Below are 23,365 nucleotides of genomic sequence, written 5' to 3'. Positions count from 1 at the left end.
CACAACCAGCGGCCCCGCTGCGGGCGATCGACGGTCGCCGCCGGACGGCTAGGCTGGCGGGGTCCGTCGGGGAAATCGGTGAGGGGAGACGCGAGATGCCGTGGAGCTGGCGGTACGAGGGCCCGGACGGCCAGGCGGTGAGCGGGCCGGACGAGACGTTCGGCAGCCAAGCCGACGCCGAGTCCTGGATCGGCCAGGCCTGGCGTGAGCTGTCCGCGGCCGGAGTCGCCACGGTGATCCTGCTGGAGGACGATCGGGTCGAGTACCGGATGAGCCTGCAACCGGTCGCCGAGTGAACCTGATGGGCTTCGAACACTCGGGCCGGGACCGGCTCGTACTCGGGGTGCCACGGGAGGCGTTCCGACCGAGCCCCATCTTCCTGGCCCTGGTCGCCCTCTTCGTGACCAGTGGCGTACTGAGCTGGAACAGGTTCGGCAACGTCCGGTTCGACGTGTTCCTTTTCGTGGTCACCGGCTGGCTGGTCTCGCTCTGCCTGCACGAGTACGCCCACGCGATCGTGGCCTTCCGGGCCGGGGACCGGGGAGTGGCCCACCGGGGCTACCTCACCCTCAACCCGCTGAAGTACAGCCACCCACTGCTGTCGATCGTCTTCCCGGTGGTGATCGTGCTGCTCGGCGGCATCGGCCTGCCCGGTGGCGCGGTCTGGGTCGACCACCACCAGATCCCCGGCCGGCTGCGGCACACCCTGGTCAGCCTCGCCGGACCGGCGACGAACGTTCTCTTCGCCCTGGTGCTGGTGCTGCCGTTCGCGTTCGACCTGGACATCGGGGCACACCCGGAGTTCTGGGCCGGAGTCGCGCTGCTCGGCTTCCTCCAGCTCACCGCGAGCGTGCTGAACCTGCTGCCGGTGCCCGGCCTGGACGGCGGCAACATGCTCTACCCGTGGCTGTCCCGGCAGTGGCGGCGCGGCTACGACCTGATGGCCCCGTACGGTTTCCTGCTGCTGTTCGCCCTGCTCTGGAACCCCCGGATCAGCAACTGGTTCTTCTCCGTCGTGTTCACCGTGGGCGACTGGATCGGGCTGCCCAGCCCGCTCTACGCCGCCGGCTACAACCTGATCCGGTTCTGGCAGGACTGGATGTGACGGCCCGACGCGGGCTGTGACGTTCGGGCATACCAGCTGTGACGGCCGCCCGGCACCCACTCCGGGCGAGGAGCGGGTGCCGGGGCGACACGACTACGGGCGGGGCGGGCTCTGCGTCTTGGCCGGATCCCGCTCGGTGATCGGCGCGACGATCTCGTCGATCGCCTTGAGCAGTTCGGCGTCGAGCTTCACCCCGGCCGCCTTGACGTTGTCGGCGACCTGCTCCGGGCGGGTCGCGCCGACGATCGCCGACGACACGTTCGGGTTCTGCAACACCCAGGCGAGCGCCAGCTGGGCCATGCTCAGCCCGGCCTGGTCGGCCAGCGGCTTGAGCTGCTGCACGGTGCTCAGCACCTCGTCGGTCATGAACCGGGCGATGAACGACGCCCCGGACTTCTCGTCGGTGGCCCGCGAACCGGCCGGCGGCGGCCGGCCGGGCAGGTACTTGCCGGAGAGCACACCCTGCGCCATCGGCGAGAAGACGATCTGGCCGATCCCCAGCTCCTCGCTGGCCGGCACCACCTCGCCCTCGATGACCCGCCAGAGCATCGAGTACTGCGGCTGGTTGGAAACCAGGTGGATCTTCAGCTGGCGGGCCAGCTCGTACGCCTCGCGGATCTCGTCCGCGCGCCACTCCGACACCCCGATGTAGAGCGCCTTGCCGGAGCGTACGACGTCGGCGAAGGCCTCCATCGTCTCCTCCAGCGGCGTCGTGTAGTCGTACCGGTGGGCCTGGTAGAGGTCGACGTAGTCGGTCTGCAACCGGCGCAGCGAGCCGTTGATCGACTCCAGGATGTGCTTGCGCGACAGCCCGCGGTCGTTCGGGCCGGGCCCGGTCGGCCAGTAGACCTTGGTGAGGATCTCCAGTCCCTCCCGGCGCTGCCCCTGCAGGGCGCGACCGAGCACGGACTCGGCGCGGGTGCCGGCGTAGACGTCGGCGGTGTCGAAAGTGGTGATGCCATGATCCAGCGCGGCTTGGACGCAGGCCAGAGCGGCGTCCTCCTCGATCTGCGAGCCGTGGGTGATCCAGTTGCCGTACGAGATCTCGCTGACCTGGAGACCGGAACGGCCAAGGTGTCGGAAGTCCATGCTTCAGACCATAACCGCTGCCGAGATCGTTTCGATGATCGACTAGCCGGGCTCGGGCCGGAGCGCCCGGTGCCCGGTCAGAGCACCGGCTTGGTGTCCGCCAACAGGCGGTCGATCTCGTCCATCACGTCGTTGCGGCTCGGGTGGACCGGGTCGATCAGCAACTCGCCGCGCCGGTCGAGCGCGCCCCACTGGCCGTCCGGCGTCGCGATCAGGAACGCCACCGGGTGGATCACCATCGCCGGGTACGCCGGTGACACGATCACCCGGCCGGTCCGGTCGACCACACCCTTGCGCCCGCCGAGGTCGACGATGGCGAGTCCCTCGTCGGTGAAGCCCTCCACGTAGCGCCCGTCGGTCAGGGCGGTCGCGAACGCCGCGTACCGGGTCGGCAGTACCTCCCGGCCGGTCTTGTCGACCGCACCCCAGCCACCGCGCCGGATCGCGGCGACGCCCCGCCGGAACGGCCGTACGTCGTCGCAGCCCTGCCCGATCACCACCTGGTTGTTCCGGTCCACCGCGATCCAACCAGCGGTGCCGTCCCGCGACACCCAGGCCAGCCCGTCGGCGAAGGAGCCGACGCCGAGATAACCGGCGTCCGCCCCGATCAGCAGCTCGCCGGACTCGTCGATCAGTTCCCAGGTACGGGCTTCCGGCCGGCGTACCCAGGCCACCCGGTCGTGGAACGGCTGGGCGTCGGCGTAGCTCGGTGCGATTGCCGACTCGCCGTCCGGCGTGGTGTAGCCCCAGCGCTGCATCCGTTCGCTGAACGTCGGTACCGGCGGCCGGTGCACCTGGAGGATGTCGTCCCGCTCCCGCGGGTACGGTCCCCAGCCCTGCTGTGCCACCTTGCTGAACACCGCGTCCAGGGCGAGTTCGGTACGGGCGATCAGGTCCGGGTCCTCGACCTTGCGCAGCTCCAGCGCCTTCTCGAAGTGGTTGCACGCCTCGATGTAGCGCCCCTGGTCGTAGCAGGAACGGCCGGCGTGCTCGTGCATCGTGGCGCGCAGCCGGTCCGGCAACTCCGACGAGTTCGCCTCCTCGAACAGCCGGTCGGCCTCGGCGAAGTCGCCACGCCACTGGAGCACGTGCGCCAGCCGCGCCTGGGCGATGGCGATCCGCCGCAGCTCACCGGTGGCCTCCGCGTGTCCCAGGGCGAGCTTGCCGTCGGCGAGCGCCTTGCCCAGTTCGCCGAGGATCCGGGAAACCACCGCGCGCAGACTGAGCAGTCGGGCGCGGGTCCGGTTGTCCTGCGCCACGTCGACCTTCTCGGTCAGCCGTTCCCGGATCGCCCGCAACTCGTCCGGGTCCTCGACCAGCTCCCGCAGCGTTTCGTGGTGGAACCGCCACCGGTACGCCGAGAGCACCTGCTCCGGGTCGGGTGGCGGCGGTTCGGGCGTTTCGTCCGGCGGCGGTTCCTCCTGCGTGGACGGCTGATCGGGGGTGATGATCGGGGTGAGCATGGTGGGCGCCCGCAGTGCCGTGGCGGCGCCGGCCGCCGGGCCCTCCGGTGCCGGCAGCACGGTGTCGGGACTGGCCTCGGCGACCGGCGACCCGGGTGCGGTGGTGGCCAGCGGCGGCCCGGACACCGGCACCGGGTCCCCCGGCAGCGCGTCCCCGACCGGGTACCCGTCGTCGGCCGGGCGTTGCGCAGCGAGCGGGCGCGGCGCGGCCGTCCCGTCGTCCGCCGGCTCGTCCGACGTACCGCCGCCCGCCCGCCCCGTCCACGCCTCGGCCATCGGTTCGTCGGCTCCCGGACCATCCGGAGTGGACGTGACGGTGGTGGCCCCGACTGCCGGTGTCGGTTCCCGTTCCGCAGCGGCCGTGCCGACCGGGCTCGCCGGTACCGAGGCGGCCGGCTCGGCAGCCGGCTCGGTCCGTACGCCGGTCGGAGCGGGATTCGGCGGCGTCGGCGCCGGGTCGACCGTGGCCGAGCCGGTGTCCGTTCCCGCACCGCTGGCCGCGCCTGTCAGCGCCCCGGTCGCCGCCGCCGGCCCGCCCGAACCGCCCCTGTCCGCCGCCAGCTCGCCCGGAGCGTCGCCGTCCACTGCCGATGCGCCGGAAGCGCGGTTATCCGCTGCCGCCGCCGCTGCCGGTCCGTCTGGAGTGCCGATGTGTGTCGCCGATCCGTCGGAGACGCCGATAACCGATGTCGACCCGCCGGAGGCGTCCACGTCCGTTGCGGATCCGCCGGAGGCATCGGCATCCGTTGCCGATCCGCCGAAGTCGTCGGCATCCGTTGCGGATCCGCCGGCGGTGTCCGCGTCCGTTGCCGATCCGAGTGCCGGTGCCGGGTCGATGGCCGTGCCGGCGGGCGGCGCCGACTCCGGGGCGCTGCCACTGATCGGCGCCGAGTCCGTGGTGCCGATGGGTGCATCGCCGGTGCCGGTGGACGGCGCGGCCTCGGTGGAGATGCCGGCGGACGTCGCCGTCTTCGCGGCGGCACCGTCGGCCGGGGGCGGGCCGGCGGGCGGCCAGGGCGCCGGGGCGGAGGTCTGGGCCTGGGTGAACTCGGTGGTGGACGTGGGGGCGGGCACGGGTTGCGCGGCAGTTGCCGGCGCCCGGTCGGACTCGGCCGGCTCCGGGGCGCCGGGACTGCCCGTCGGCGCCTGCGCCCGGACCGGGCCGGCCTGCGGCCCGGCGGAGAGTTCGGAGTCGTGTCCGGCCCAGGCGCCGCCAGCCGGCGCCTGGACCGCACCCGGTGTCCCAAGCTCCGCCGATGCCGATGCCGATGCCGAGTCGACGGATGGCGGTGCCGACCCGGTGGATGCCGCCGACCCGGTCGGTGACGTTGGGCCGGTCGGTGCCGTCGGTCCGGTCGTCGGGACGGGAGTGGCCGGGGCGGCCCCGGCGGGCGGTGCTGCCGGATCGAGCCGGACCACCGGTGGTGGGAGATCGACGGGCGCGGGCTGGACGGGTGCGGGGCGGGGGGTGGTCGGTGGTGGCGGCGCGGTCAGGAACTCCAGCCGCAGGCCGGCGGCGGGCGGCGCGGAGATCGGCGTACGCGGCGACTCGCCGGGTTCCTTCGCCCCGGTGGGCTCGGCGGTACGGCTGGTCGCCTCGTCGTCGGTCGGCGGAAGCGGCCAGCCTCCGGTGGGCTCGCGGCGCTCGACCGGTTCGCCCGCGCGGGGGGACGACACCGGCGGTTCGGTCGGCGTCGGGGCGGACTCGGGCGCCTGGTGCAGCCGTTCGCGTTTCGGCGTGAACAGGTCGGCACCGCTGGGCAGCGGGTCGTTCGCCACCGGGGCACCGGAGGTGGGCATGCTCCCCGGTTCCGGTGCCAGGTACGGCGTCGGTACGGAATCGAGCGGCCAGCCCTGTCCGGGCGGCACCTGACCGCGCCGTCCCTGCCCGACGGGCAGGTCATGGCTCGGGCGCGTCTGCTCGCCGGGCCGGTCATGGCCTGGGCGCGTTTGTTCGGCGGCCCGGTCCCGGGCCGGACGCGGGTGTTCGCCGGGCCGGTCGTGGCTCGGGCGTACCTGCTCGCCGGGGCGGTCGTGGCTCGGGCGTACCTGCTCGGCGGGACGGTCGGGCCGGGTCGGCACGTGGGGGCGGCCGGCTGCCGGGCCGGGATCGGCCGTCGGTGGTCGGCGGGTGTCGGCCTCGGGGAAGCGGTAACCATCGCGGGGCGGCGGTGCGTCCCGGCGTACGGCGGGACCGCGGTCGGGAGACCAACCGCCGTCCGGCCCCGGTCCGGTCCGTCGGTCGTACGGCGGCGCGTTCTCCTGGTCGGCGCGTCCGGTGTTCGGCGGTTGCCGGCGGGGCGGCTCGGCACCGGGCTGGTAACCCGGCTCGTTCCGGACCGGCCGCTCGACCGGTCCGTCACTCCGGCTGGGGCGGGGGATGCCGCCGGGGCCGATCGGAACCTGCGCGTCCGGTGCGGACCAGCCGGGTCCGCTCCGTGGGGCGCGACCCGGTCCCTCGGGGTCGGTGAACCGGCGGTCGGGAGACGACGGCCGACGGCCGGGCAGCGCCTGGGTCTCCTCCGGCGGGGAGCCCGTTCGCCAACCGCCGGAGCGGTCGTACGGCGCCGCCGGTCCCGCGCCGTCCCGTGGTGCCTCCACGTCCGGCCGGTACGCCCGGCGTTCCCGCGCCTCCCGATCCTGTTCGTAGCCGGCGGGCTCGTAGCCGGCGGGGCGGCCCCGATCCTGCTGGTACCGCTGTTGCGGTGGAGTGGTCCGCGGGTAGCCGCCGTGCCCCGGTGCGGGTGGTCCACCGGGTCCGGCACCGGTGGGCACACCACGAGCCGGATCGCCGCCGGGGTGGGCCGGGCTGATCGGGTGCGCGGGGCTGACGGGGTGGGCCGGACTCACCGGGTGGGCCGGGCTGACCGGGTGCGCCGACCCGACCGGGTAGGCCGGGCTGACCGGGTGAGCTGGACTGACCGGGCGTGCCGGGCCGCCGGGTGGGGCCGGACTGACCGGGTGGGCGGGGCCGACGGGATGCGGCGAGTTCGCCGGGTGGGCGGGGCCGACGGGATGTGCGGGGCCGACCGGGCGGGCCGGCGGGAGCGGACCACCCCAGTGTTCGGCCCGGTCGGGTGCGACCGGTGTGGCCCAGCCGTCCTGGGCCGGGCGCCGACCGTCGAGGTTCGGCTGTTGGCCCCGCTCGTCCGGTTGTCCGTATCCGGAGGGCTGCCCCGGACCGCGAGCGGCGCCGTGGGGCGGCTGCTGACCGTGCCGGGTCGGCGAGCCGTGATCCGGCTGCTGACCGTGCCGCGAGGACGAGCCGTGATCCGGTTGGCCGTGCCGCGAGGGCGAGCCGTGGTCGGGTTGTTGGCCGTGCCGGGTCGGCGAGCCGTGGTCCGGCTGTTGGCCGTACATCGAGGGTGGACCGTGGTCCGGGGGGCGGCCGTACCGGGAGGGTTGACCCTGGTCCGGCGACGGGCCGGACGGGTAGGTCGGACGGTGACCCGGGCCGGGGCCGGAGGGCTGGCCGTGCCCCGGAGTCGGACCGCGACCGGCGGACTGGCCGGAAAACTGGGGCGGATCCGTGTCGTCCGGGTGCGAGGATGGGCCGTCGGGCGGGTAGACCCCGGCCCGGCCGGAGACGACCGACGCGCGGCCGCTGGCCGGGCGTTGCGGTGGGCGCTTCGGTCCGGGGTCGCCGGGGTAGCGCTGGCCGGGGAAGGCGGCCTGCCACTCCGTGGTCGGTTCACCGACCCAGGAGGGTTCGGCCGGGTCTCCCCAGCGGTCCCGGTAGCGATCGGTCATGAGTCGACCCCGTTCCGGCGGGGCGCGCGGCGCGGCCGGTGGAACGGCTCGCGTCGCTCACTCACGGCGGTGTCACCTCGTCGGAAATTCGCACTGGGCAGCCGGGGGCGCCGGGTAAAGTCGCCCGGCTCGCTGCAGCGTGGTCGCGGAAGGAGGGTAACGGCGTGGGCTCGGTCACCGCCACTGCGGCACCGCCGATCAGTAGAAACATCATGTCCTTGTTCCGGACATTTACTGCCATAACAGGATCAGGGTACCGCCGCTATTCGACGTACCGACAGGCGACGTTTGCCGGGGCCTTCACCAATGTCGTGTTCGGCTTCCTCAAGTGCTACATCCTGCTCGCCGTGGCGACCGGGGCCGGCGGCCGGGCGGCCGGCTACGACCCGGCGCAACTGGCCACCTTCGTCTGGGTCGGGCAGGGACTGCTCGCCGTGGTGGGCCTTTGGGGCTGGACCGACCTGGCTGATCGGATCCGGACCGGGGACATCGCCACCGACCTGCTCCGACCGGTGCACCCGGTGCTCGGCTACCTCGCCACCGACCTGGGACGGGCGGCGTACGCGGTGCTCACCAGGTTCGTCCCGCCGCTGCTCACCGGCCCGCTCTTCTTCGACGTCTACCTGCCGACCCGGTGGCAGACCGCCCCACTGTTCCTGGTCTCGATGGTCCTCGCCGTGGTCGTGTCGTTCGGCTGCCGCTTCCTGGTCAACGCGACGACGTACTGGCTGGAGGACGCGCGCGGGCCCATGCTGCTCTGGACGCTCGCCTCCGGTGTCCTCGCCGGGCTCTACTTCCCGCTGCGTTTCCTGCCCGACCGGGTCAGCGTGCCACTGTGGCTGGCCACCCCGTTCCCGAGTTTGATGCAGACCCCGCTCGACGTGGTGGTCGAACGCGACCGGCTGTCGACGCAGGCCGCGATGGTCGGCGTACAGGTGGTCTGGGCGGTGCTGCTGCTGTGGGCCTGCCACGGCGTGCAGCGGCGGGCCGAACGGCGACTGGTGGTGCAGGGTGGCTGACCCGTTTCGCACCGCCGGGGCGGGAGCGGGCTATCTGGCGCTGCTGCGCGGGCAGGCGCGGTCGCAGGCGTCGTACCGGACCTCGTTCGTCGTCGACCTGGTCGGCAACGTCGGCGCCACCGTGTTCGACGTGGTCACGGTGCTCGTGCTGTTCCGGGTGACCCGGACCCTCGGCGGGTTCGACGTACGCGAGACGATGGTGATGGTGGGCCTGTCCGCCTGCTCCTTCGCCACCGCCGACCTGACCGTCGGCAACATCGAGCGGGTCCGGCAGTACGTCCGGACCGGGCTGATGGACGCCGTGCTCGTACGCCCGCTCGGCGCGCTGCCGCAACTGCTGCTGATGGACCTGCCGCTGCGCAAGCTGTCCCGGGCGGTGTTCGGGCTCGCCGTGCTGGTGGTGGCGCTGGTGGCGGCCGACATCGACTGGACCCCGGCGCGGGTGCTGCTGGTGGTGGTCGCCCCGGTCGCCGGCACCGTCTTCTTCGGCGCGATCTTCGTCGCCTCGGCCACGCTGGCGTTCTGGTGGATCGACTCGGGCGAGGTCGGCAACGCCTTCACCTACGGCGGGCGGGACTTCACCGCGTACCCGATCACCGTCTACGGTGGATGGTTCCGGACAATTTTCGCGTACGGCCTGGGGTTCGCCTTCGTGGCCTACTACCCGGCGTTGGCGCTGCTCGGCCGGGCCGACCCGGTGGGCCTGCCGGGCTGGGTCGGTTGGGTCGCGCCGGGCGTCGCGGGGCTGGCCGCCGTGGGCGCCGCCGCCGCCTGGCGGGTCGGCATCGGACACTACCGGAGTACGGGGTCATGAGCGACGTCATCGAGGCGCGCGGGCTGCGCAAGGAGTTCACCGTACGGGTGAAGGTCGGCCGGTTGCGCCGGGCGAAGAAGGTGGTCAGCGCGGTCGACGGGGTGGACCTGACGGTGGCCCGGGGCGAGATGGTCGGCTACATCGGGCCGAACGGCGCCGGGAAGTCCACCACCCTGAAGATGCTCACCGGTGTGCTGATGCCCTCCGGTGGCGACGTACGCGTCTGCGGGCTGACCCCGGTGGCCCAGCGGACCCGGCTGGCGCTGCGGATCGGCGTGGTGTTCGGTCAGCGTTCCCAGCTCTGGTGGGACCTGCCGCTGCGGGAGTCGTTCGACCTGCTGCGGCACATCTACCGGGTGCCGGCCGCCGAGCACGCCGCCCGGCTGCGCCGCTGCCGGGACCTGCTCGACCTGGACGAGTTCCTCGGCACCCCGGTCCGGCAGCTCTCCCTCGGTCAGCGGATGCGCGGCGAGTTGACCGCGGCGCTGCTGCACGGGCCGGAGGTGCTCTTCCTGGACGAGCCGACGATCGGCCTGGACCTGGTGAGCAAGCAGGCGGTCCGGGAGTTCCTCGGCGAGCTGGGCCGGGCCGGTGACACCACCCTGGTGCTCACCACGCACGACCTGGCCGACATCGAACGGCTCTGCCGGCGGTTGGTGGTGATCGATCACGGTCGGGTGATGCACGACGGTGGCATCGACGCGTTGCACGCCCGGTACGGTTCCCGTCGCCTGGTCGTGGTCGACCTGGACGAGCCGCTGGCGGATCCGCCGGTGCTGCCGGGCGCCCCGGTGCGCCGGGTCGAGGCGGACGGTCGGCGGCTGGTCTTCGAGTTGGAGTCGGCGACGGCGGGGGAGGTGGTCGCCCGGCTGGCCGGGTTGGCGACCCTGCGCGACCTCGCCATCGTCGAGCCGGACATCGAGGACGTGGTCCGCCGCCTCTACCGGGCCCCGGCGCCGCCCGTCGTCATCCCGTCGCAGGCGGCGGAACCGGCATCACGTACGGACCGCACGGGTGCTCCGTGACCAGGATGGCGAAGGCGTCCGGGGCGACTCGCCGCGCTGGCCGCCACGGCGGCGCTCGCCGAGGGCGGTGGACTAGATCTTGTCGCCGATGTTGACCCGGGGGACCGGGGCGCGCATCCGGCGGAACGTGATCGACCGCATGATCGCGTAGAGGTAGAGCGAACCCATCCGCAGCTGGGTCTTGGGGAACCGCTCACGCACCAGCTTGCCGATCTTCCGCGAGATCAGGATCGAGTCGATCACCAGACCGATGGCGAGCGCACCCCAGAGGAGGTTCGAGACCAGCCGTACGGCCGGCGGCATCGCGCCCGACGAACCGATCAGCACGATCAGGGCGCCACCGAAGAACCAGGTGCCGATCGTGCGACGCGAGTCGACCACGTCGCGGGCCAGCATCCGCTCCGGTCCCCGGTCGCGGGGTCCGCCCTCGCGCCGGAACTCGGCCGCCGCCTCGGCGCGCGCGGCCCGGCGGCGCTCCCGTGCCTCCTGCTTGTTCGCCGGGGGCCGGGTCTCCACGGCACCCGCTCGACGCCCGGCACTCGGACGCTTCGGCGTCTGCACGCCGAGCTCCTTCTTGCTCGGGGTGTAGCCCCGGGGGCGGGCGGCTTCGTTCGCCTCGTCGGAGGTCACCTCGGTGACGTTCTCCTCGACAAGGTCGGTGGACTTACGGCGAAACAACGACGGCACGGATGAAGGGTAGCGGGCGGCTGACGCCTTCCACACATCACGGTGTGCGGAAAGCGTCAGCCGCGACGCGATCCGGACTTTACGGGCGTTCCACGTGGGCGCCGAGGTCCGAGAGCTTCGCCTCGAAGTCCTCGTACCCACGGTTGATCAGGTCGACGCCGTACACCCGGGAGGTGCCCTCGGCGGCCAACGCGGCGATCAGGTGGCTGAAGCCGGCCCGCAGGTCCGGGATGACCAGGTCGGCCGCGTGCAGCTTGCTCGGCCCGGCGATCACCGCAGAGTGCTTGAAGTTGCGCCGGCCGAACCGGCACGGGGTGCCGCCCAGGCAGTCGCGGTAGACCTGGATGGTGGCGCCCATCTTGTTCAGCGCCTCGGTGTAGCCCAGCCGCTGCTCGTACACCGTCTCGTGCACGATCGACAGGCCCCGGGCCTGGGTCAGCGCGACCACCAGGGGCTGCTGCCAGTCGGTCATGAAGCCGGGGTGGACGTCGGTCTCCAGGGCCACGGCCTGCAACTCACCGCCCGGGTGCCAGAACCGGATGCCGCCCTCCTGGCCGGCCGAGCCGAGCTTCGGCGGGCGGGCGTCGGTGACCTCGTACGCGCCGCCGACCGAGCGGAACACGTTCAGGAAGGTCATCATGTCGACCTGCTCGGCCCCGAGCACCTCGACGTCGCCGCCGGTGGCCAGTGCCGCCGCTGCCCAGCTCGCCGCCTCGATCCGGTCCGGGATCGGCCGGTGGGTGTAGCCCTGTAGCCGGGACACCCCCTGGATCTCGATCACCCGGTCGGTGTGCACCTTGATGATCGCGCCCATCTTCTGCAGGATCGCGATCAGGTCGATGATCTCCGGCTCCACCGCCGCGTTGCGCAGCTCGGTGACGCCCTCGGCCATCACGGCGGTCAGCAGCACCTGCTCGGTCGCCCCGACACTCGGGTACGGCAGCTCGAACTTGGTGCCGTGCAGACCACTCGGTGCGGTGAGGTGCATGCCCTCCGGCGCCTTGTCGACGATCGCGCCGAACTGCCGCAGTGCCTGGATGTGGAAGTCGATCGGCCGGGGGCCGATGTGGCAGCCACCCAGGTCGGGGATGAACGCGTGGCCGAGCCGGTGCAGCAGGGGCCCGCAGAACAGGATCGGGATCCGGCTCGACCCGGCGTGCACGTTGATCTCGTCCGTGGTGGCGCTCTCCACGTTCGCCGGGTCGAAGACCAGCTCGCCGTTTTCGGCGCCGTCACTGACCCGGACTCCGTGCAGTTCCAGCAGACCCTTGACGATCTCGACGTCGCGGATGCGCGGCACGTCGAACAGGCGGCTCGGGGTGTCGCCGAGCAGGGCGGCGACCATCGCCTTCGAAACAAGATTCTTGGCGCCGCGGACCCGGATCTTCCCCGACAACGGGGTACCTCCGTGCACGACCAGAACGTCGTCGGTCAACGCAACCTCCAGCGGATAGGTGCTGCCGGGTAAAAGGGGTGCGGGGCGGCGGCTGAGCGTCACTCACGGCCGTAGCCCGCGGGGCGCAGCCGCGGGGATACGGCTGGCTCTGTGTCGCCTGGGCAGCATAGCGCTCCGTGACCGAAATGGCGTTGGTCACCCCGACCTAGATGGCACGAAATCGGGACGTCACTGCCTATCGGTACGGCGGCCATTACTGCACGTAGTTGGGTCTGCTCACGGGAGGGCGAGCATCTGGTCCAGCGCCACCTTGGCGTGGTGCGCGGTGTCCGGGTCCACCGTGATCTGGTTGACCACGCGGCCGGCGACCAGCTCCTCAAGGGCCCAGACCAGGTGTGGCAGGTCGATCCGGTTCATCGTCGAGCAGTAGCAGACCGCCCGGTCGAGGAACATGATCTGCTTGTCCGGGTGGGCGTTGGCGAGCCGGCGCACCAGGTTCAGCTCGGTGCCGACCGCCCAGGCCGAGCCGGCCGGCGCGGCCTCGATCATCTTGATGATGTACTCGGTGGAACCCACATAGTCGGCGGCCGTCACCACGTCGTAACGGCACTCCGGGTGCACCAGCACGTTTACCCCGGGCACCCGCATCCGAACCTCGTTCACACTGCTGAGTGTGAACCGGCCGTGCACCGAGCAGTGCCCGCGCCAGAGGATCATCTTGGCCTCGCGCAACTGCTGCGGGGTGAGCCCGCCGCCGGGTTTGTGCGGGTCGTAGAGCACACAGTCGTCCGCGTCCAGCCCCAGCTCCAGCACGGCGGTGTTGCGGCCCAGGTGCTGGTCGGGCAGGAACAGCACCCGCTGGCCGCGCTCGAACGCCCAGCGCAACGCCCGCTCGGCGTTCGACGAGGTGCAGACCACACCGCCGTTGCGGCCGACGAAGCCCTTGATGTCCGCCGACGAGTTCATGTACGTCACCGGCACCGTCGAACCCGCGACGCCCAGCTCCTCCAGCACCTCCCAGGCCGTCTCGACCTGCGGCAGCGCGGCCATGTCCGCCATCGAACAGCCGGCGGCCAGGTCGGGCAGGATCACCTGCTGCCTGTCGGTGGTGAGGATGTCGGCGCTCTCGGCCATGAAGTGCACGCCGCAGAAGAGGATGTACTCCGCGTCCGGCCGGGCGGCGGCCTCGCGGGCCAGCTTGAACGAGTCGCCGGTCACGTCGGCGAACTGGATCACCTCGTCGCGCTGGTAGTGGTGGCCGAGCACGAACACCCGCTGGCCGAGTTTGGCCTTCGCCGCGGTCGCCCGGGCGACCAGGTTCGGGTCGCTCGGTGGGGGCAGCTCCCCCGGACAGTCCACGCCACGCTCACTGTCCGGGTCGGTCCCGCGACCCAGCAGGAGCAGGGCGGCAGCGGTGTTTGACGGCTCTACCCAGGTCGAAGTCACGCCCTCCATGCTCCCACAGCGCGGGCCGGCTACAGCGGCTGCCGATGTGGGCTGCCACACTGCCGGGATGCGGGTTCTGATCTGTCCAGACAAATTCGCCGGTACTCTCTCCGCCCCCGAGGTGGCCGCCGCCGTGATCGCCGGCTGGCACGACACCGCGCCCGGGGACCAGGCCATCGCCCGACCGCTGGCCGACGGCGGTCCGGGCTTCGTCGAGGTGCTCGCCGAGGCGGTCGCCGGGCGGCGGCTGACGGTGCCGACCGTCGATCCGCTCGGCCGCCCCGCGCAGGGCGAGATCCTCGTCACCGACCCGGACGCCGCCGGTGGCGGACCCACCGCGTACGTCGAGAGCGCGATGGCCTGCGGCCTGCACCTGCTCGCCCCGGACGAGCGTGACCCGAAGACCACCACCTCGTACGGGCTGGGGCTGCTGGTCGCCGCCGCGGTCGAGGCGGGGGCCCGACGGGTGGTGATCGGGCTCGGTGGCTCGGCCACCAACGACGCCGGTGCGGGCATGCTCGCCGCGCTCGGCGCCGCCCCGATCGACGAGATCGGCCACGCCCTGCCGTACGGGGGTGCCGCGCTGACCGCCGCCGCGTCGCTGGCCGGCGCACCCCGGCTGCGGGAGGTGGAACTGGTCGCCGCGACGGACGTGGACAACCCGCTGACCGGTCTGCACGGCGCCTCGAACGTGTACGGCCCGCAGAAGGGCGCCTCCCGCGAGGACGTGTTCCTGCTCGACTCGGCGCTGGAGGTGTTCGCCGGGGTGCTGGAGCGGGACCTGCCGACCTGCCCGCCGGGCCTGGCCGCCCTGCCCGGTGCCGGTGCGGCCGGTGGGCTCGGCGCGGCGATCCTCGCCCTCGGCGGGCGCTGCGAGTCGGGTATCGCCCTGGTCAGCGACAAGATCGGGTTGGCCGCCGCGCTGGACGAGGCCGATCTGGTGATCACCGGTGAGGGCTCGTTCGACCACCAGTCGCTGCGCGGCAAGGTGGTCGCCGGGATCGCGGGTGCGGCCCGCGACCGGGGCCTGCCCTGCGTGGTGCTGGCCGGTCGGGTCAGCGCCGGGCGGCGGGAGGCGGCGGCGGCCGGGGTGACCGAGTCGTACAGCCTGGTGGACCACTTCGGTGGCGAGGAACACGGCGGGGTCGAGCGGGCGATGACCCGCCCGGCCGAGGGGCTGCGCGCGGTCAGCGCCCGCCTCGCCGGTCAGTGGAGCCGCTGAGCGGTGGTGGACAGGCGGAAGGGGACCCCGTCCGGGGCCCCCTTCCGCCCAACCGCGCCCCCCTCGGACGCGGCCGCTCCGCTCCGCCTCGTCCCTCAGGCGCGGCCGATCCGCTCCAGTTCGGCCCGGCCGTAGTCCGCCGGCAGGTGGTCGAGCCCACTGCGGTCGACCGGAGCGCCGCGGTGCCGCCCCCGCCGGTCGAGCACGCCGACCACGGCGACCAGCAGGCCGAACACCGCGATCACGCTGACCAGCCCGATCGCCGGGTAGAACGAGTCCGGTACGTGACCGGGGGCCGGCGCGTCGCTGGCCAGGATGGCGGTGACCCCGGCCAGCGCGATCGCCCCACCGATCTGGAACGAGGTCTGGACCAGCCCGGAGGCGAGACCCTGTTCCTCGTCGGCGACGCCGGAGGTGCCCTGGATGTTCAGCGTCGGGAAGGCCAGCGCGAACCCGGCGCCGAGCAGCAGCATCGTGGGCAGGATCACGCCCACGTAGTTCGCCTGCCCGTCGATCCGCAGGAAGAGCAGGTACGCGGCCAGGAAGGCGACGAAGCCGCCGGCCACCACCGGGGCGGTGCCGAACCGGTTGACCAGCCCGCCGGTCCGGGGCCCGCCGAAGGCGACGATGAGCCCGGCCGGCAGGAACGCCAGCGCCATCGACAGCGGCGACCAGCCGAGCACCACCTGCACGTACAGGGTGCCGATGAACTGGAAGCCGATGTAGGAGCCGGTGACCGCGAGCGCGCCCAGGTTGGCCCGGACCAGGGTCCGGTCACGCAGGATGCCGAGGCGCACCAGCGGGTGGGCAACCCGTCGTTCGATCGCCACGAACGCCACGACCAGCGCCGCCACCAGGGCGAACGAGCCGAGCGTACGGGCCGACAGCCAGCCGGCGTTCGGCGCTTCGACCACGGCGTACACCAGGAGCAGTAGCGCCGCGGTGGAGGTGGCCGCGCCGCCGAGGTCGTAGCCGGCACCGGCCGGACGCTCGGTGCGGTGACGCGGGATGAGCTTGATGCCGGTGAGCAGGATGACCAGGGCGATCGGCGCGGGCAGCAGGAAGGTCCAGCGCCAGCCGGCCTCGGTCAGCAGCCCGCCGAGGATGAGGCCCATGGAGAAGCCGCTGGCCCCGCAGGCGGTGTAGAAGCTGAGCGCCCGGTTGCGGGCCGGGCCCTCGTGGAACGTGGTGGTGATGATCGACAGGCCGGCCGGTGCGGTGAACGCGGCGGCGACGCCCTTGACGAAGCGGGTGCCGATCAGCAGGTTCGGGTCGTCGACCAGGCCGCCGAGCAGCGACGCGACGGCGAACACGCCGATCGCCCAGAGGAAGACCCGACGCCGGCCGAGCAGGTCGGCGGCCCGGCCGCCGAGCAGCAGCAGGCCGCCGTAGCCGAGCACGTAGCCGCTGACGATCCACTGGAGGGCCGAGTTGGACAGGCCGAGATCGCTCTGGATCGAGGGCAGTGCCACGCCGACCATCGAGATGTCGAGTCCGTCGAGGAAGAGCGCGCCACAGAGTACGAGCAGGGTGCCGTACAGCCGGGCGGTCATGTGCGGCCCGGCGCCGGTGGTCGGGAGCGGGGCGTCGTGCCCGGATGGTGGCTCGGAGTCGGATTTGGCCGGAGTCGTGGGAAGCGCCATGCCAGGGAACTTACTTGCGCCTGCATCTAATGCACAAGCAATAAGTGCGTGAACACATTTTGACTGAGCATCTGGTACGATCGCGAACGTGTCCGAAGACGACCGGCTAGTAACCGAATGGCGCCAGCTCGCCAGCAGGTACGCGGCGGCTTCGTGTGCGCTCGAACGTGAGCTGCAGGACCGGCACGGCCTCGGGATGAGCGAGTTCGAGGTGATCGACCGGCTCGCCACCACCGAGGCGGCCAAACTGCGCATGCAGGAACTGGCCGAACTGGTACACCTGAGTCAGAGCGCACTGAGCCGGGCGGTCGCCCGGCTGGAGCGCGACGGGCTGGTCTGCCGGGCGCTCTGCGAGCAGGACCGTCGCGGCGTCTTCGTCACGCTGACCGACGCCGGTCGGCAGCGGCAGGAAGAGGCCAGGCCCACCCAGCGGGCGGTGCTGGAAACGAGCCTCGGCCCGGCCCCGGTGCCGGCAGCCGGGTGACCCGCACCTCATCGACCTACAATTAGATCCGAACCACATTGGGAATGGCCGGTCAGAGGGCTAGCGTTGGCCAGTACGGACCCAAAGACACCGTCGCAGGGGAGACTTTCACGTGACCACGCCAGTGCAGACCGAGTCGACTGAGTCGACCGAGGCAAAGGCCCCAAGCAGCATCGTCCTCACCGACATCGCGGCGCAGAAGGTCAAGGCCCTGATCGAGCAGGAAGGCCGCGACGACCTGCGGCTGCGGGTCGCCGTCCAGCCGGGTGGCTGCTCCGGCCTGCGGTACCAGCTCTTCTTCGACGAGCGTTCGCTCGACGGCGACGTCGTCAACGACTTCGGCGGCGTCGAGGTGGTCGTCGACCGGATGAGCGTTCCCTACCTCACCGGCGCGACCATCGACTTCGCCGACCGGATCGACGCCCAGGGCTTCACCATCGACAACCCGAACGCGCAGAACTCCTGCGCCTGCGGCGACTCGTTCCACTGAGTCGACCGTTCGGCGACACGCCCCCGGCGTGTCCCACGAACCACCGGCGGGGCCTCCCAGGCCGCCTCCGTTGCCCGTCCGACGTGTCGACACGCCGGCTGGGCAGCGAAGGCGGCGGGGAGGCCTCGCTTCTGTCGTACCGGAAAGGTTTTCTTCACCGTTGCTCGCCGATGGCCGCTAACCGACGGACCGGCGACGACACGGTGACCGGGCCGGTAGTCTGACTCGGCTGTACAACCGACACCGACCCGAGGGCCGACATGAAGATCGCCGTTACTGGCTCGATCGCCACTGACCACCTGATGCATTTCCCGGGCAGGTTCGCCGACCAACTCCTCGCCGACCAGCTCGACAAGGTGTCCCTCTCCTTCCTCGTCGACGACCTCGTCCTGCGCCGGGGTGGGGTGGCGGCCAACATCGCCTTCGGCATGGCCCAACTCGGGCTGCGGCCGATCCTGCTCGGCGCGGTCGGTGCCGACTTCGCCGACTACCGCTCCTGGCTGGAGCGTCACGGCGTCGACTGCGACTCGGTGCACGTGAGCGAGGTCGCACACACCGCCCGCTTCGTCTGCACCACCGACCTCGACATGTGCCAGATCGCCTCCTTCTACGCCGGGGCGATGAGCGAGGCCCGCAACATCGAACTGGCCCCGGTCGCCGACCGCGTCGGCGGCCTCGACCTGGTCCTGGTCAGCGCGAACGACCCGGCCGCGATGCTCCGCCACTCCGCCGAGTGCCGGGAGCGCGGCTACGCCTTCGCCGCCGACCCGTCGCAGCAACTCGCCCGGATGGACGGCAGCGACGTCAACGCCCTGATCGACGGCGCCGAGTACCTGATGACCAACGAGTACGAGAAGTCGCTGCTGCAGAGCAAGGCCGGGCTGACCGACGCCCAGCTCCTGGAGCGGGTCAAGGTCCGGGTCACCACCCTCGGCAAGGACGGGGTGGAGATCGCCGGCCGCGACTTCGCGCCGTTCCGGGTGCCGATCGCCCGCGAGATCGAGGCCACCGACCCGACCGGTGTCGGCGACGGTTTCCGGGCCGGTTTCCTCGCCGCCATCTCCTGGGGACTGGGCCTGGAACGGGCCGCCCAGGTCGGCTCGCTGATCGCCACCCACGTGCTGGAAACCGTCGGCCCGCAGGAGTACGAGGTCCGCAGCGACCTGTTCATCAAGCGGATGGCGGAGTCGTACGGGGGCGAGGCGGCCGAGGACATCCGGCCGTACCTGAACGCGTGAGCGGGTGCCCGTACCTGTGAGCGAACCGCTGGTCGCGTTCGCCGGGCTGCCCGGGGTGGGCAAGAGCACCCTGGCGGCCCGGCTCGGGGCGGCCCTGAACGCGCCGGTCCTGCCGGTCGACCCGATCGAACGGGTCCTCGCCGAGCACGGCATTTCCGCCGGCCACCTTTCCTACCTGAGCGTCGCCGCGCTGGCCGAGGTGCAGCTCGGCCTCGGCCTGCCGGTGATCGTCGACGCGGTCAACCCGGTCGCCTCGGCCCGTGGCCTCTGGCACGATCTGGCCGAGCGGGCCGGGGTGCCACTGCGGGTGATCGAGGTCTGCTGCGCCGACGAGGCCGAACACCGCCGCCGCGTGGAACAGCGACCCGCCGCGCCCCTGACTCCCACCTGGGACCAGACCCTGGTGCGCCGCGCCGAGTACGAGCCCTACATCGGCCCCCGCCTGATCGTCGACACCTCCATCCCCGGCGACCCCCTCCCCGCCATCCTCACCTACCTCCAGTAACCACCACCGCTACCCGCGCTACCCGCGCTAGCGGCGTTGATCATGAAGTTGGCGCGGGTTTTTCGCGCTCAGAGGTGCCCTAACTTCATGATCAACGGCCTTGGTCAGCGGTGGAGGTCGGTGGGGGAGTGGGGGATGGAGAGGTGTTGGTGGGTTAGCAGCCAGGTGTTGTTGCGGCGTTCGAAGACTCGGGTGCCGCGTGACCAGGTGTCGATGGGCGCGGCGTCGGGCGGCTCGATCCGTACGTGGTTGAGTCCCCAGGCGACGGCGAGATCGCCGCGTACCAGGATCTTCAGGTCGGGGACCGTCCAGCTGACGGCCGTTCCATCGGAAACGGCGTCGAGGTTGCGCTTGCAGAGTTCGCGTACGGCGTCGATGCCGACGTAGCGCAGCGGCTCCTCGTGCTCGTACGAGACGACGTCGTCGGCGATGGCGGCCATCATGCCGTCCAGGTTCTTCGCGGCGGTGTCGGCGAACCACCGCTCGTGCAGGTCACGTACCTCCCGCTCGGCGTCGAGATCGTCGCCTTCCGGGTCAGCCAGCGGGAACGAGTGGTGCTCGTGGGCGATCACCCAGCGGCCACTCTGCCGGCGTAGACCGAAGGTGAGCCGGAGGCGGTTGGCCGGGTTGGCGGCGAGATCCCGCTCGGTGCCGCAGCGCGCCAGGGCGTACGCGAAGGCGACGTCCTCACCGGCGGTGATCTCCAGCGACTCGATCTCGAACGCGGCGCCTGTGCGCTGCCACTCGAAGAACGGCGGCCACGTGTCCCGGTAGGCGTCGAGCCCGCGCACCCCCTCGTACGGCGGCGGCACGTCGAACATCACGACATCCTCGGCATGATCGGCGAGTACGCCGTTCAGGTCACCACCGTGCACCGCCCCGGCCCAGCGCTCGATCAGCGCGCGGATCTGCTCTTCGTTGGTCGAAGCGGGTTCGTTCGTCGAAGTGGGTTCGTTGGTTGCCATGGGTCAGCACAATCCCTCCGGCTCGATTGCATCCGTCAGGAGGTACAACCCGTGCCGACCCGAGAACTCATCGCCGGGCGCGAGAAGAGGACAGAAACGCGGCCCAGGCGGCGCGGTCGAAGAGCAGCACGGGGCCGGACGGGTCCTTGCTGTCGCGTACGGCGACCGTGGTGGGTTGGAACGCGCACTCGACGCAGTCGCCGTTGTTGGCGCTGCGGCTGCTCTTGACCCAGTGGGCGTGGCTCAGGTCGGGGGTGGACACGAGGGGCCTCCGGGGTGGTGGCTAGGCCGGATCGGCCAGCTCCCGGATCATCGCCCGTGAATCGGCGGGGGAGAGGGCGACCTGGCGCAGGTTGTCTGCCACCATGCTATAAGTCCGGACGCTGTCCGGATCCTGCACGTACATCGCTCCGTCGAGCAGTTCGGTGTAGGCGATCGGCCGGACGTTGCCGAACTCCAGCACCACGAACTTGCCGATCGGCGTCGCCGGATGTGGGCCGTCCTCGGGGCGGATCACCTGGACCGTGACGTTCGGCAGCTCGGACATCTTCACCAGGTGGGCGAGCTGGGCGCGGCGGGTCTCGTCGCCGTTGACCCGCAGGCGCAGTGCCGCCTCGCCGATCACCGCGTGCAGGGTCAGCGGTTCGTCCTCGGTCAGCCGCCGGGCGCGGGTCTGACGGAAGGACACGAACCGTTCGGCGTGGTCGGGTCGGACGAAGCCGGTGCCGATGGTGAGCGCCTGGGCGTACTCCTCGGTCTGGAGCAGTCCGGGGATCACCATCGACTCGAAGACGAAGGCACCCTCGGCGAGCCCTTCGAGCCCGACGTAGGTCTTGAACCAGTCCGGCATCACGTTCGCCCACGGTGCCCACCAGGTCTTGGCGTCGGAGCGGGTGGCCAGCGAGGTGAGCCGTTCGATCGCTGCCTGGTCGGCCCCGCAGGCGCTCAGCACGGTCGCGATGTCGTCCGGGAACTGCTGGTAGCGACCGCTCTCCATGTGGCCGAGCTTCGGCTTGCCGATCCCGGTCGCGGTGGCGAGTTCGCTCAGCGACATCGGTACGTCGCGCCGGTAGCGGCTCAGCTCGGCGCCGATCAGCCAGCGCAGCGCGGAAGGGTCGGTACGAGTCGTCACGGGTACGGCACCTCCAACGGGGATCGATACAGAGCATCATCCCGGTAGCCCTTCCATTACGCAAGGGAGTCGACTATACGTATAGCAACAGGTGATGCGCAGGAGGTTGAGATGGACGACGTGATGCCCGTACCGGTCGACACCCCGCTCGGCACGCCCGAGGAGTTCCACCAGCTCATGGTCGAACTGGCCACCGACTACGCACCCCGGCGCTTCGCCGTCTGCGAGGAGTACGGCGACCGCCTCGACGGGCGGGTCTACGCCTGGGGCGTCGCGTTCGAGGAGCGCGTCTGGCTCAGCGCGGACGACAGAACCCTCACCGGAAGCTTCCCGAACGCGGAGATCGCGATGCGGGTTCTCCGCCGTACCGGCCGGCGGTTGCGCCTGATCTGGATCGACCAGCCCTCAGCCGCGTACGCGACCGACGAGTGCGTGCCGCCGCCGCGCAACGAGGGTCACTGGAGGCGGCGCAGGTCGTAGGCGGGGGAGCCGTCGACGGAGACGGCAGCGACGAACTCCTGGCCGCGCAGCCGACACCAGGCGGGGAAGTCGAGGGCCGCCGCCGGGTCGTCGGCGAGGACCCGCAGGACCGCGCCGATCGGCAGGTCGGGCATTCGGCGGGCGGCGGCGATCACCGGCAGCGGGCAGCGCTGGCCCCGACAGTCCAGCACCTCGACCGGATCGGTCGACCCGGTCACAGGCCCACCACCCCGGCCTCGGCCCGCAGGTCGGCCACGACTGTCGGCAGTTCGGCCAGGAAGCGGTCCACCTCGGCGGCGGTGCTCTCGCGGTGCAGCGAGACCCGCACGTTGCCGTGTGACAACACTCCCATCGCGGCCAGCACGTGCGACGGTTCCAGCGTCGAAGAGGTGCAGGACGAGCCGGAGGAGACGGCGAACCCGCGCCGGTCCAGCGCGTGCAGCAGCGCCTCGCCGTCGACGTACAGGCAGGAGAAGGTGACCAGGTGCGGCAGCCGGTCGTCCGGGTCGCCGACCACCTCGACGTCCGGGACCGTCGCGGCCACGGTCGCCCGGATCCGGTCGACCAGGGTCGAGAGCCGGGCCGCCTCCGCCGCCGCGTCGGCGGTCACCGCCCGCAGCGCGGCCGCCGCCGCCACGATCGCCGGCAGGTTCAACACCCCCGGCGTACGCCCGGCCTCCCGCTCGTCCTCCGGATAGGGCGACACCCAGCGGGTGCCCTTGCGGACGACCAGCAGCCCCACCCCCGGCGGCCCGCCCCACTTGTGCGCACTGGCCGACAGCACCGACCAGCCCTCGGGCAGCGGCACCCGGCCGACCGACTGGGCCGCGTCGACGTAGAGCGGCACCCCGACAGTGGCGCAGATCTCGGCCGCCGCCGTCACCGGCTGCACCGTGCCGACCTCGTGACTGGCACTGATCAGTGCGGCGTACGCCACACCGGGGGCGGTCACCGCCGCCGCCCAGGCGTCCGGGTCGATCCGGCCGAGCCGGTCCACCGGTACGGACACCGCCGCGCCGCCGGCCGCCACGTGCACCTGCGCGGCGTGCAGCACGGCGGAGTGTTCGATCGCCGAGTGCACGAGTGTGCCGCCCGCTCGGCGGCGCCCGGCCAACCCGCCGAGCACGGCGGCGTGCGCGGCGGTGGTGCCGCTGGCGGTGAAGGAGAGCTCGTCGGGGCGTACCCGCAGGATGTCGGCGGTCGCGGCCCGCGCGGCGTCGAGCAGCTGGCGGGCCCGGCGGGCCTGGGTGTAGAGCTTGGCCGGGTCGGCCCAGCCGTCGGTCAGGGCGGCGAGCAGGGCCTGGCGGGCCACCGGATGCAGTGGAGCGGCAGTCGCCGTGTCGAAGTAGACCGGCGTTACGCTCTCCGGCGGCGGTACGGGGTTCACACTCGTTACGTTAACCCGTGACGGA

22 protein-coding genes are annotated in these 23,365 nt (G+C 72.0%); 11 read left to right on the top strand and 11 right to left on the bottom strand.

Annotated elements, in window-relative coordinates:
• Nucleotides 1–95: 95 nt before the first annotated feature.
• On the top strand, nt 96–296 hold the full coding sequence (locus tag ACZ6QQ_RS17155; protein ID WP_465877288.1) for a hypothetical protein: 201 nt from the start codon (nt 96–98) through the stop codon (nt 294–296).
• 5 nt (nt 297–301) lie between these two features.
• On the top strand, nt 302–1,105 hold the full coding sequence (locus tag ACZ6QQ_RS17150) for a site-2 protease family protein (protein WP_465877286.1): 804 nt from the start codon (nt 302–304) through the stop codon (nt 1,103–1,105).
• Nucleotides 1,106–1,198: 93 nt separating this feature from the next.
• On the opposite strand, the gene ACZ6QQ_RS17145 is transcribed toward ACZ6QQ_RS17150, so the two are convergent.
• Nucleotides 1,199–2,194 carry an aldo/keto reductase family protein gene (locus tag ACZ6QQ_RS17145; RefSeq protein ID WP_465877285.1) on the bottom strand — a complete coding sequence of 332 codons (996 nt, stop codon included), beginning with the start codon at nt 2,192–2,194 and terminating at the stop codon, nt 1,199–1,201.
• A 77-nt stretch (nt 2,195–2,271) separates the two neighbouring features.
• Complete coding sequence (locus ACZ6QQ_RS17140; RefSeq protein ID WP_465877283.1) at nt 2,272–7,407, bottom strand: DNA polymerase III subunit gamma/tau domain-containing protein; 5,136 nt, start codon at nt 7,405–7,407, stop codon at nt 2,272–2,274.
• Between the two features lie 311 nt (nt 7,408–7,718).
• On the opposite strand from ACZ6QQ_RS17140, the gene ACZ6QQ_RS17135 reads away from it, so the two are divergent.
• Genes ACZ6QQ_RS17135 through ACZ6QQ_RS17125 form a run of 3 tightly spaced genes read left to right on the top strand, consistent with a single transcriptional unit; the run spans nt 7,719 to nt 10,265 of the window.
• Nucleotides 7,719–8,426: an ABC transporter permease gene (locus ACZ6QQ_RS17135; RefSeq protein ID WP_465877281.1), complete on the top strand. Its 708-nt coding sequence runs from the start codon at nt 7,719–7,721 to the stop codon at nt 8,424–8,426.
• Nucleotides 8,419–9,240: an ABC transporter permease gene (locus tag ACZ6QQ_RS17130; protein WP_465877280.1), complete on the top strand. Its 822-nt coding sequence runs from the start codon at nt 8,419–8,421 to the stop codon at nt 9,238–9,240. The genes ACZ6QQ_RS17135 and ACZ6QQ_RS17130 overlap by 8 nt, the downstream gene beginning before the upstream one ends.
• Nucleotides 9,237–10,265, top strand: a complete 1,029-nt coding sequence (locus ACZ6QQ_RS17125; RefSeq protein WP_465877279.1) for an ABC transporter ATP-binding protein — start codon at nt 9,237–9,239, stop codon at nt 10,263–10,265. Before ACZ6QQ_RS17130 ends, ACZ6QQ_RS17125 begins: the two co-directional genes overlap by 4 nt.
• A gap of 72 nt (nt 10,266–10,337) precedes the next feature.
• Here the strand turns inward: ACZ6QQ_RS17125 and ACZ6QQ_RS17120 are convergent, their stop codons facing one another.
• From ACZ6QQ_RS17120 to nadA, 3 genes are all read right to left on the bottom strand, one after another.
• Complete coding sequence (locus tag ACZ6QQ_RS17120) at nt 10,338–10,952, bottom strand: DUF3043 domain-containing protein (RefSeq protein WP_465877278.1); 615 nt, start codon at nt 10,950–10,952, stop codon at nt 10,338–10,340.
• 79 nt (nt 10,953–11,031) lie between these two features.
• Entirely contained in the window at nt 11,032–12,387 is a 1,356-nt protein-coding gene (murA, locus tag ACZ6QQ_RS17115; protein WP_465877277.1) for a UDP-N-acetylglucosamine 1-carboxyvinyltransferase, read from the bottom strand.
• Nucleotides 12,388–12,624: 237 nt separating this feature from the next.
• On the bottom strand, nt 12,625–13,794 hold the full coding sequence (nadA, locus tag ACZ6QQ_RS17110; protein WP_465877276.1) for a quinolinate synthase NadA: 1,170 nt from the start codon (nt 13,792–13,794) through the stop codon (nt 12,625–12,627).
• A 67-nt stretch (nt 13,795–13,861) separates the two neighbouring features.
• Here nadA and ACZ6QQ_RS17105 point away from each other — a divergent pair, with 67 nt between their 5' ends.
• On the top strand, nt 13,862–15,016 hold the full coding sequence (locus tag ACZ6QQ_RS17105; RefSeq protein ID WP_465877275.1) for a glycerate kinase family protein: 1,155 nt from the start codon (nt 13,862–13,864) through the stop codon (nt 15,014–15,016).
• Between the two features lie 95 nt (nt 15,017–15,111).
• On the opposite strand, the gene ACZ6QQ_RS17100 is transcribed toward ACZ6QQ_RS17105, so the two are convergent.
• On the bottom strand, nt 15,112–16,659 hold the full coding sequence (locus ACZ6QQ_RS17100) for an MFS transporter (RefSeq protein WP_465877274.1): 1,548 nt from the start codon (nt 16,657–16,659) through the stop codon (nt 15,112–15,114).
• Between the two features lie 88 nt (nt 16,660–16,747).
• Between ACZ6QQ_RS17100 and ACZ6QQ_RS17095 the strand changes: the two genes are divergently transcribed.
• The 4 genes from ACZ6QQ_RS17095 to ACZ6QQ_RS17080 all read left to right on the top strand — a co-directional run bounded on the left by ACZ6QQ_RS17095 (nt 16,748) and on the right by ACZ6QQ_RS17080 (nt 19,376).
• Nucleotides 16,748–17,143, top strand: a complete 396-nt coding sequence (locus ACZ6QQ_RS17095; protein ID WP_465877273.1) for a MarR family winged helix-turn-helix transcriptional regulator — start codon at nt 16,748–16,750, stop codon at nt 17,141–17,143.
• Between the two features lie 112 nt (nt 17,144–17,255).
• Nucleotides 17,256–17,633, top strand: a complete 378-nt coding sequence (gene erpA, locus ACZ6QQ_RS17090) for an iron-sulfur cluster insertion protein ErpA (protein WP_363602933.1) — start codon at nt 17,256–17,258, stop codon at nt 17,631–17,633.
• 260 nt (nt 17,634–17,893) lie between these two features.
• The gene (locus ACZ6QQ_RS17085; protein WP_465877271.1) at nt 17,894–18,871 is read left to right on the top strand and encodes a carbohydrate kinase family protein; all 978 of its coding nucleotides are present in this window, start codon (nt 17,894–17,896) and stop codon (nt 18,869–18,871) included.
• 16 nt (nt 18,872–18,887) lie between these two features.
• Nucleotides 18,888–19,376 carry a P-loop nucleotide/nucleoside kinase family protein gene (locus ACZ6QQ_RS17080; protein WP_465877270.1) on the top strand — a complete coding sequence of 163 codons (489 nt, stop codon included), beginning with the start codon at nt 18,888–18,890 and terminating at the stop codon, nt 19,374–19,376.
• A gap of 104 nt (nt 19,377–19,480) precedes the next feature.
• Here ACZ6QQ_RS17080 and ACZ6QQ_RS17075 read toward each other — a convergent pair whose 3' ends face one another.
• The 3 genes from ACZ6QQ_RS17075 to ACZ6QQ_RS17065 form a co-directional block, all read right to left on the bottom strand.
• Nucleotides 19,481–20,341 (bottom strand): SgcJ/EcaC family oxidoreductase, encoded by an 861-nt coding sequence (locus ACZ6QQ_RS17075; RefSeq protein WP_465877269.1) that lies wholly within the window; start codon nt 20,339–20,341, stop codon nt 19,481–19,483.
• A 67-nt stretch (nt 20,342–20,408) separates the two neighbouring features.
• A complete protein-coding gene (locus tag ACZ6QQ_RS17070) occupies nt 20,409–20,603 on the bottom strand; it encodes a DUF397 domain-containing protein (RefSeq protein ID WP_465877268.1) in 195 nt (64 codons plus the stop codon).
• A gap of 21 nt (nt 20,604–20,624) precedes the next feature.
• Nucleotides 20,625–21,473: a helix-turn-helix domain-containing protein gene (locus tag ACZ6QQ_RS17065; protein ID WP_465877266.1), complete on the bottom strand. Its 849-nt coding sequence runs from the start codon at nt 21,471–21,473 to the stop codon at nt 20,625–20,627.
• A 111-nt stretch (nt 21,474–21,584) separates the two neighbouring features.
• On the opposite strand from ACZ6QQ_RS17065, the gene ACZ6QQ_RS17060 reads away from it, so the two are divergent.
• Complete coding sequence (locus ACZ6QQ_RS17060; protein ID WP_465877265.1) at nt 21,585–21,953, top strand: hypothetical protein; 369 nt, start codon at nt 21,585–21,587, stop codon at nt 21,951–21,953.
• Here ACZ6QQ_RS17060 and ACZ6QQ_RS17055 read toward each other — a convergent pair.
• Together ACZ6QQ_RS17055 and ACZ6QQ_RS17050 are read right to left on the bottom strand one after the other, a co-directional pair.
• Entirely contained in the window at nt 21,929–22,171 is a 243-nt protein-coding gene (locus tag ACZ6QQ_RS17055; protein ID WP_465877264.1) for a sulfurtransferase TusA family protein, read from the bottom strand. The two genes, ACZ6QQ_RS17060 and ACZ6QQ_RS17055, sit on opposite strands and share 25 nt — an antisense overlap.
• A complete protein-coding gene (locus tag ACZ6QQ_RS17050) occupies nt 22,168–23,340 on the bottom strand; it encodes a cysteine desulfurase family protein (RefSeq protein ID WP_465877263.1) in 1,173 nt (390 codons plus the stop codon). The genes ACZ6QQ_RS17055 and ACZ6QQ_RS17050 overlap by 4 nt, the downstream gene beginning before the upstream one ends.
• Nucleotides 23,341–23,365 lie beyond the last annotated feature (25 nt).

The organism is Micromonospora sp. NPDC049529, assembly GCF_055586685.1.
This window is presented reverse-complemented; position numbering and strand designations above follow the sequence as displayed.

Excerpts from the sequence above, each read along its gene's own strand:
- ACZ6QQ_RS17085 (WP_465877271.1), top strand. The coding sequence starts at position 17,894 with ATGAAGATCGCCGTTACTGGCTCGATCGCCACTGACCACCTGATGCAT.
- ACZ6QQ_RS17075 (WP_465877269.1), bottom strand. The coding sequence starts at position 20,341 with ATGGCAACCAACGAACCCACTTCGACGAACGAACCCGCTTCGACCAAC.
- ACZ6QQ_RS17125 (WP_465877279.1), top strand. The coding sequence starts at position 9,237 with ATGAGCGACGTCATCGAGGCGCGCGGGCTGCGCAAGGAGTTCACCGTA.
- ACZ6QQ_RS17145 (WP_465877285.1), bottom strand. The coding sequence starts at position 2,194 with ATGGACTTCCGACACCTTGGCCGTTCCGGTCTCCAGGTCAGCGAGATC.
- ACZ6QQ_RS17100 (WP_465877274.1), bottom strand. The coding sequence starts at position 16,659 with ATGGCGCTTCCCACGACTCCGGCCAAATCCGACTCCGAGCCACCATCC.
- ACZ6QQ_RS17155 (WP_465877288.1), top strand. The coding sequence starts at position 96 with ATGCCGTGGAGCTGGCGGTACGAGGGCCCGGACGGCCAGGCGGTGAGC.
- ACZ6QQ_RS17060 (WP_465877265.1), top strand. The coding sequence starts at position 21,585 with ATGGACGACGTGATGCCCGTACCGGTCGACACCCCGCTCGGCACGCCC.
- ACZ6QQ_RS17105 (WP_465877275.1), top strand. The coding sequence starts at position 13,862 with ATGCGGGTTCTGATCTGTCCAGACAAATTCGCCGGTACTCTCTCCGCC.
- ACZ6QQ_RS17150 (WP_465877286.1), top strand. The coding sequence starts at position 302 with ATGGGCTTCGAACACTCGGGCCGGGACCGGCTCGTACTCGGGGTGCCA.
- ACZ6QQ_RS17140 (WP_465877283.1), bottom strand. The coding sequence starts at position 7,407 with ATGACCGATCGCTACCGGGACCGCTGGGGAGACCCGGCCGAACCCTCC.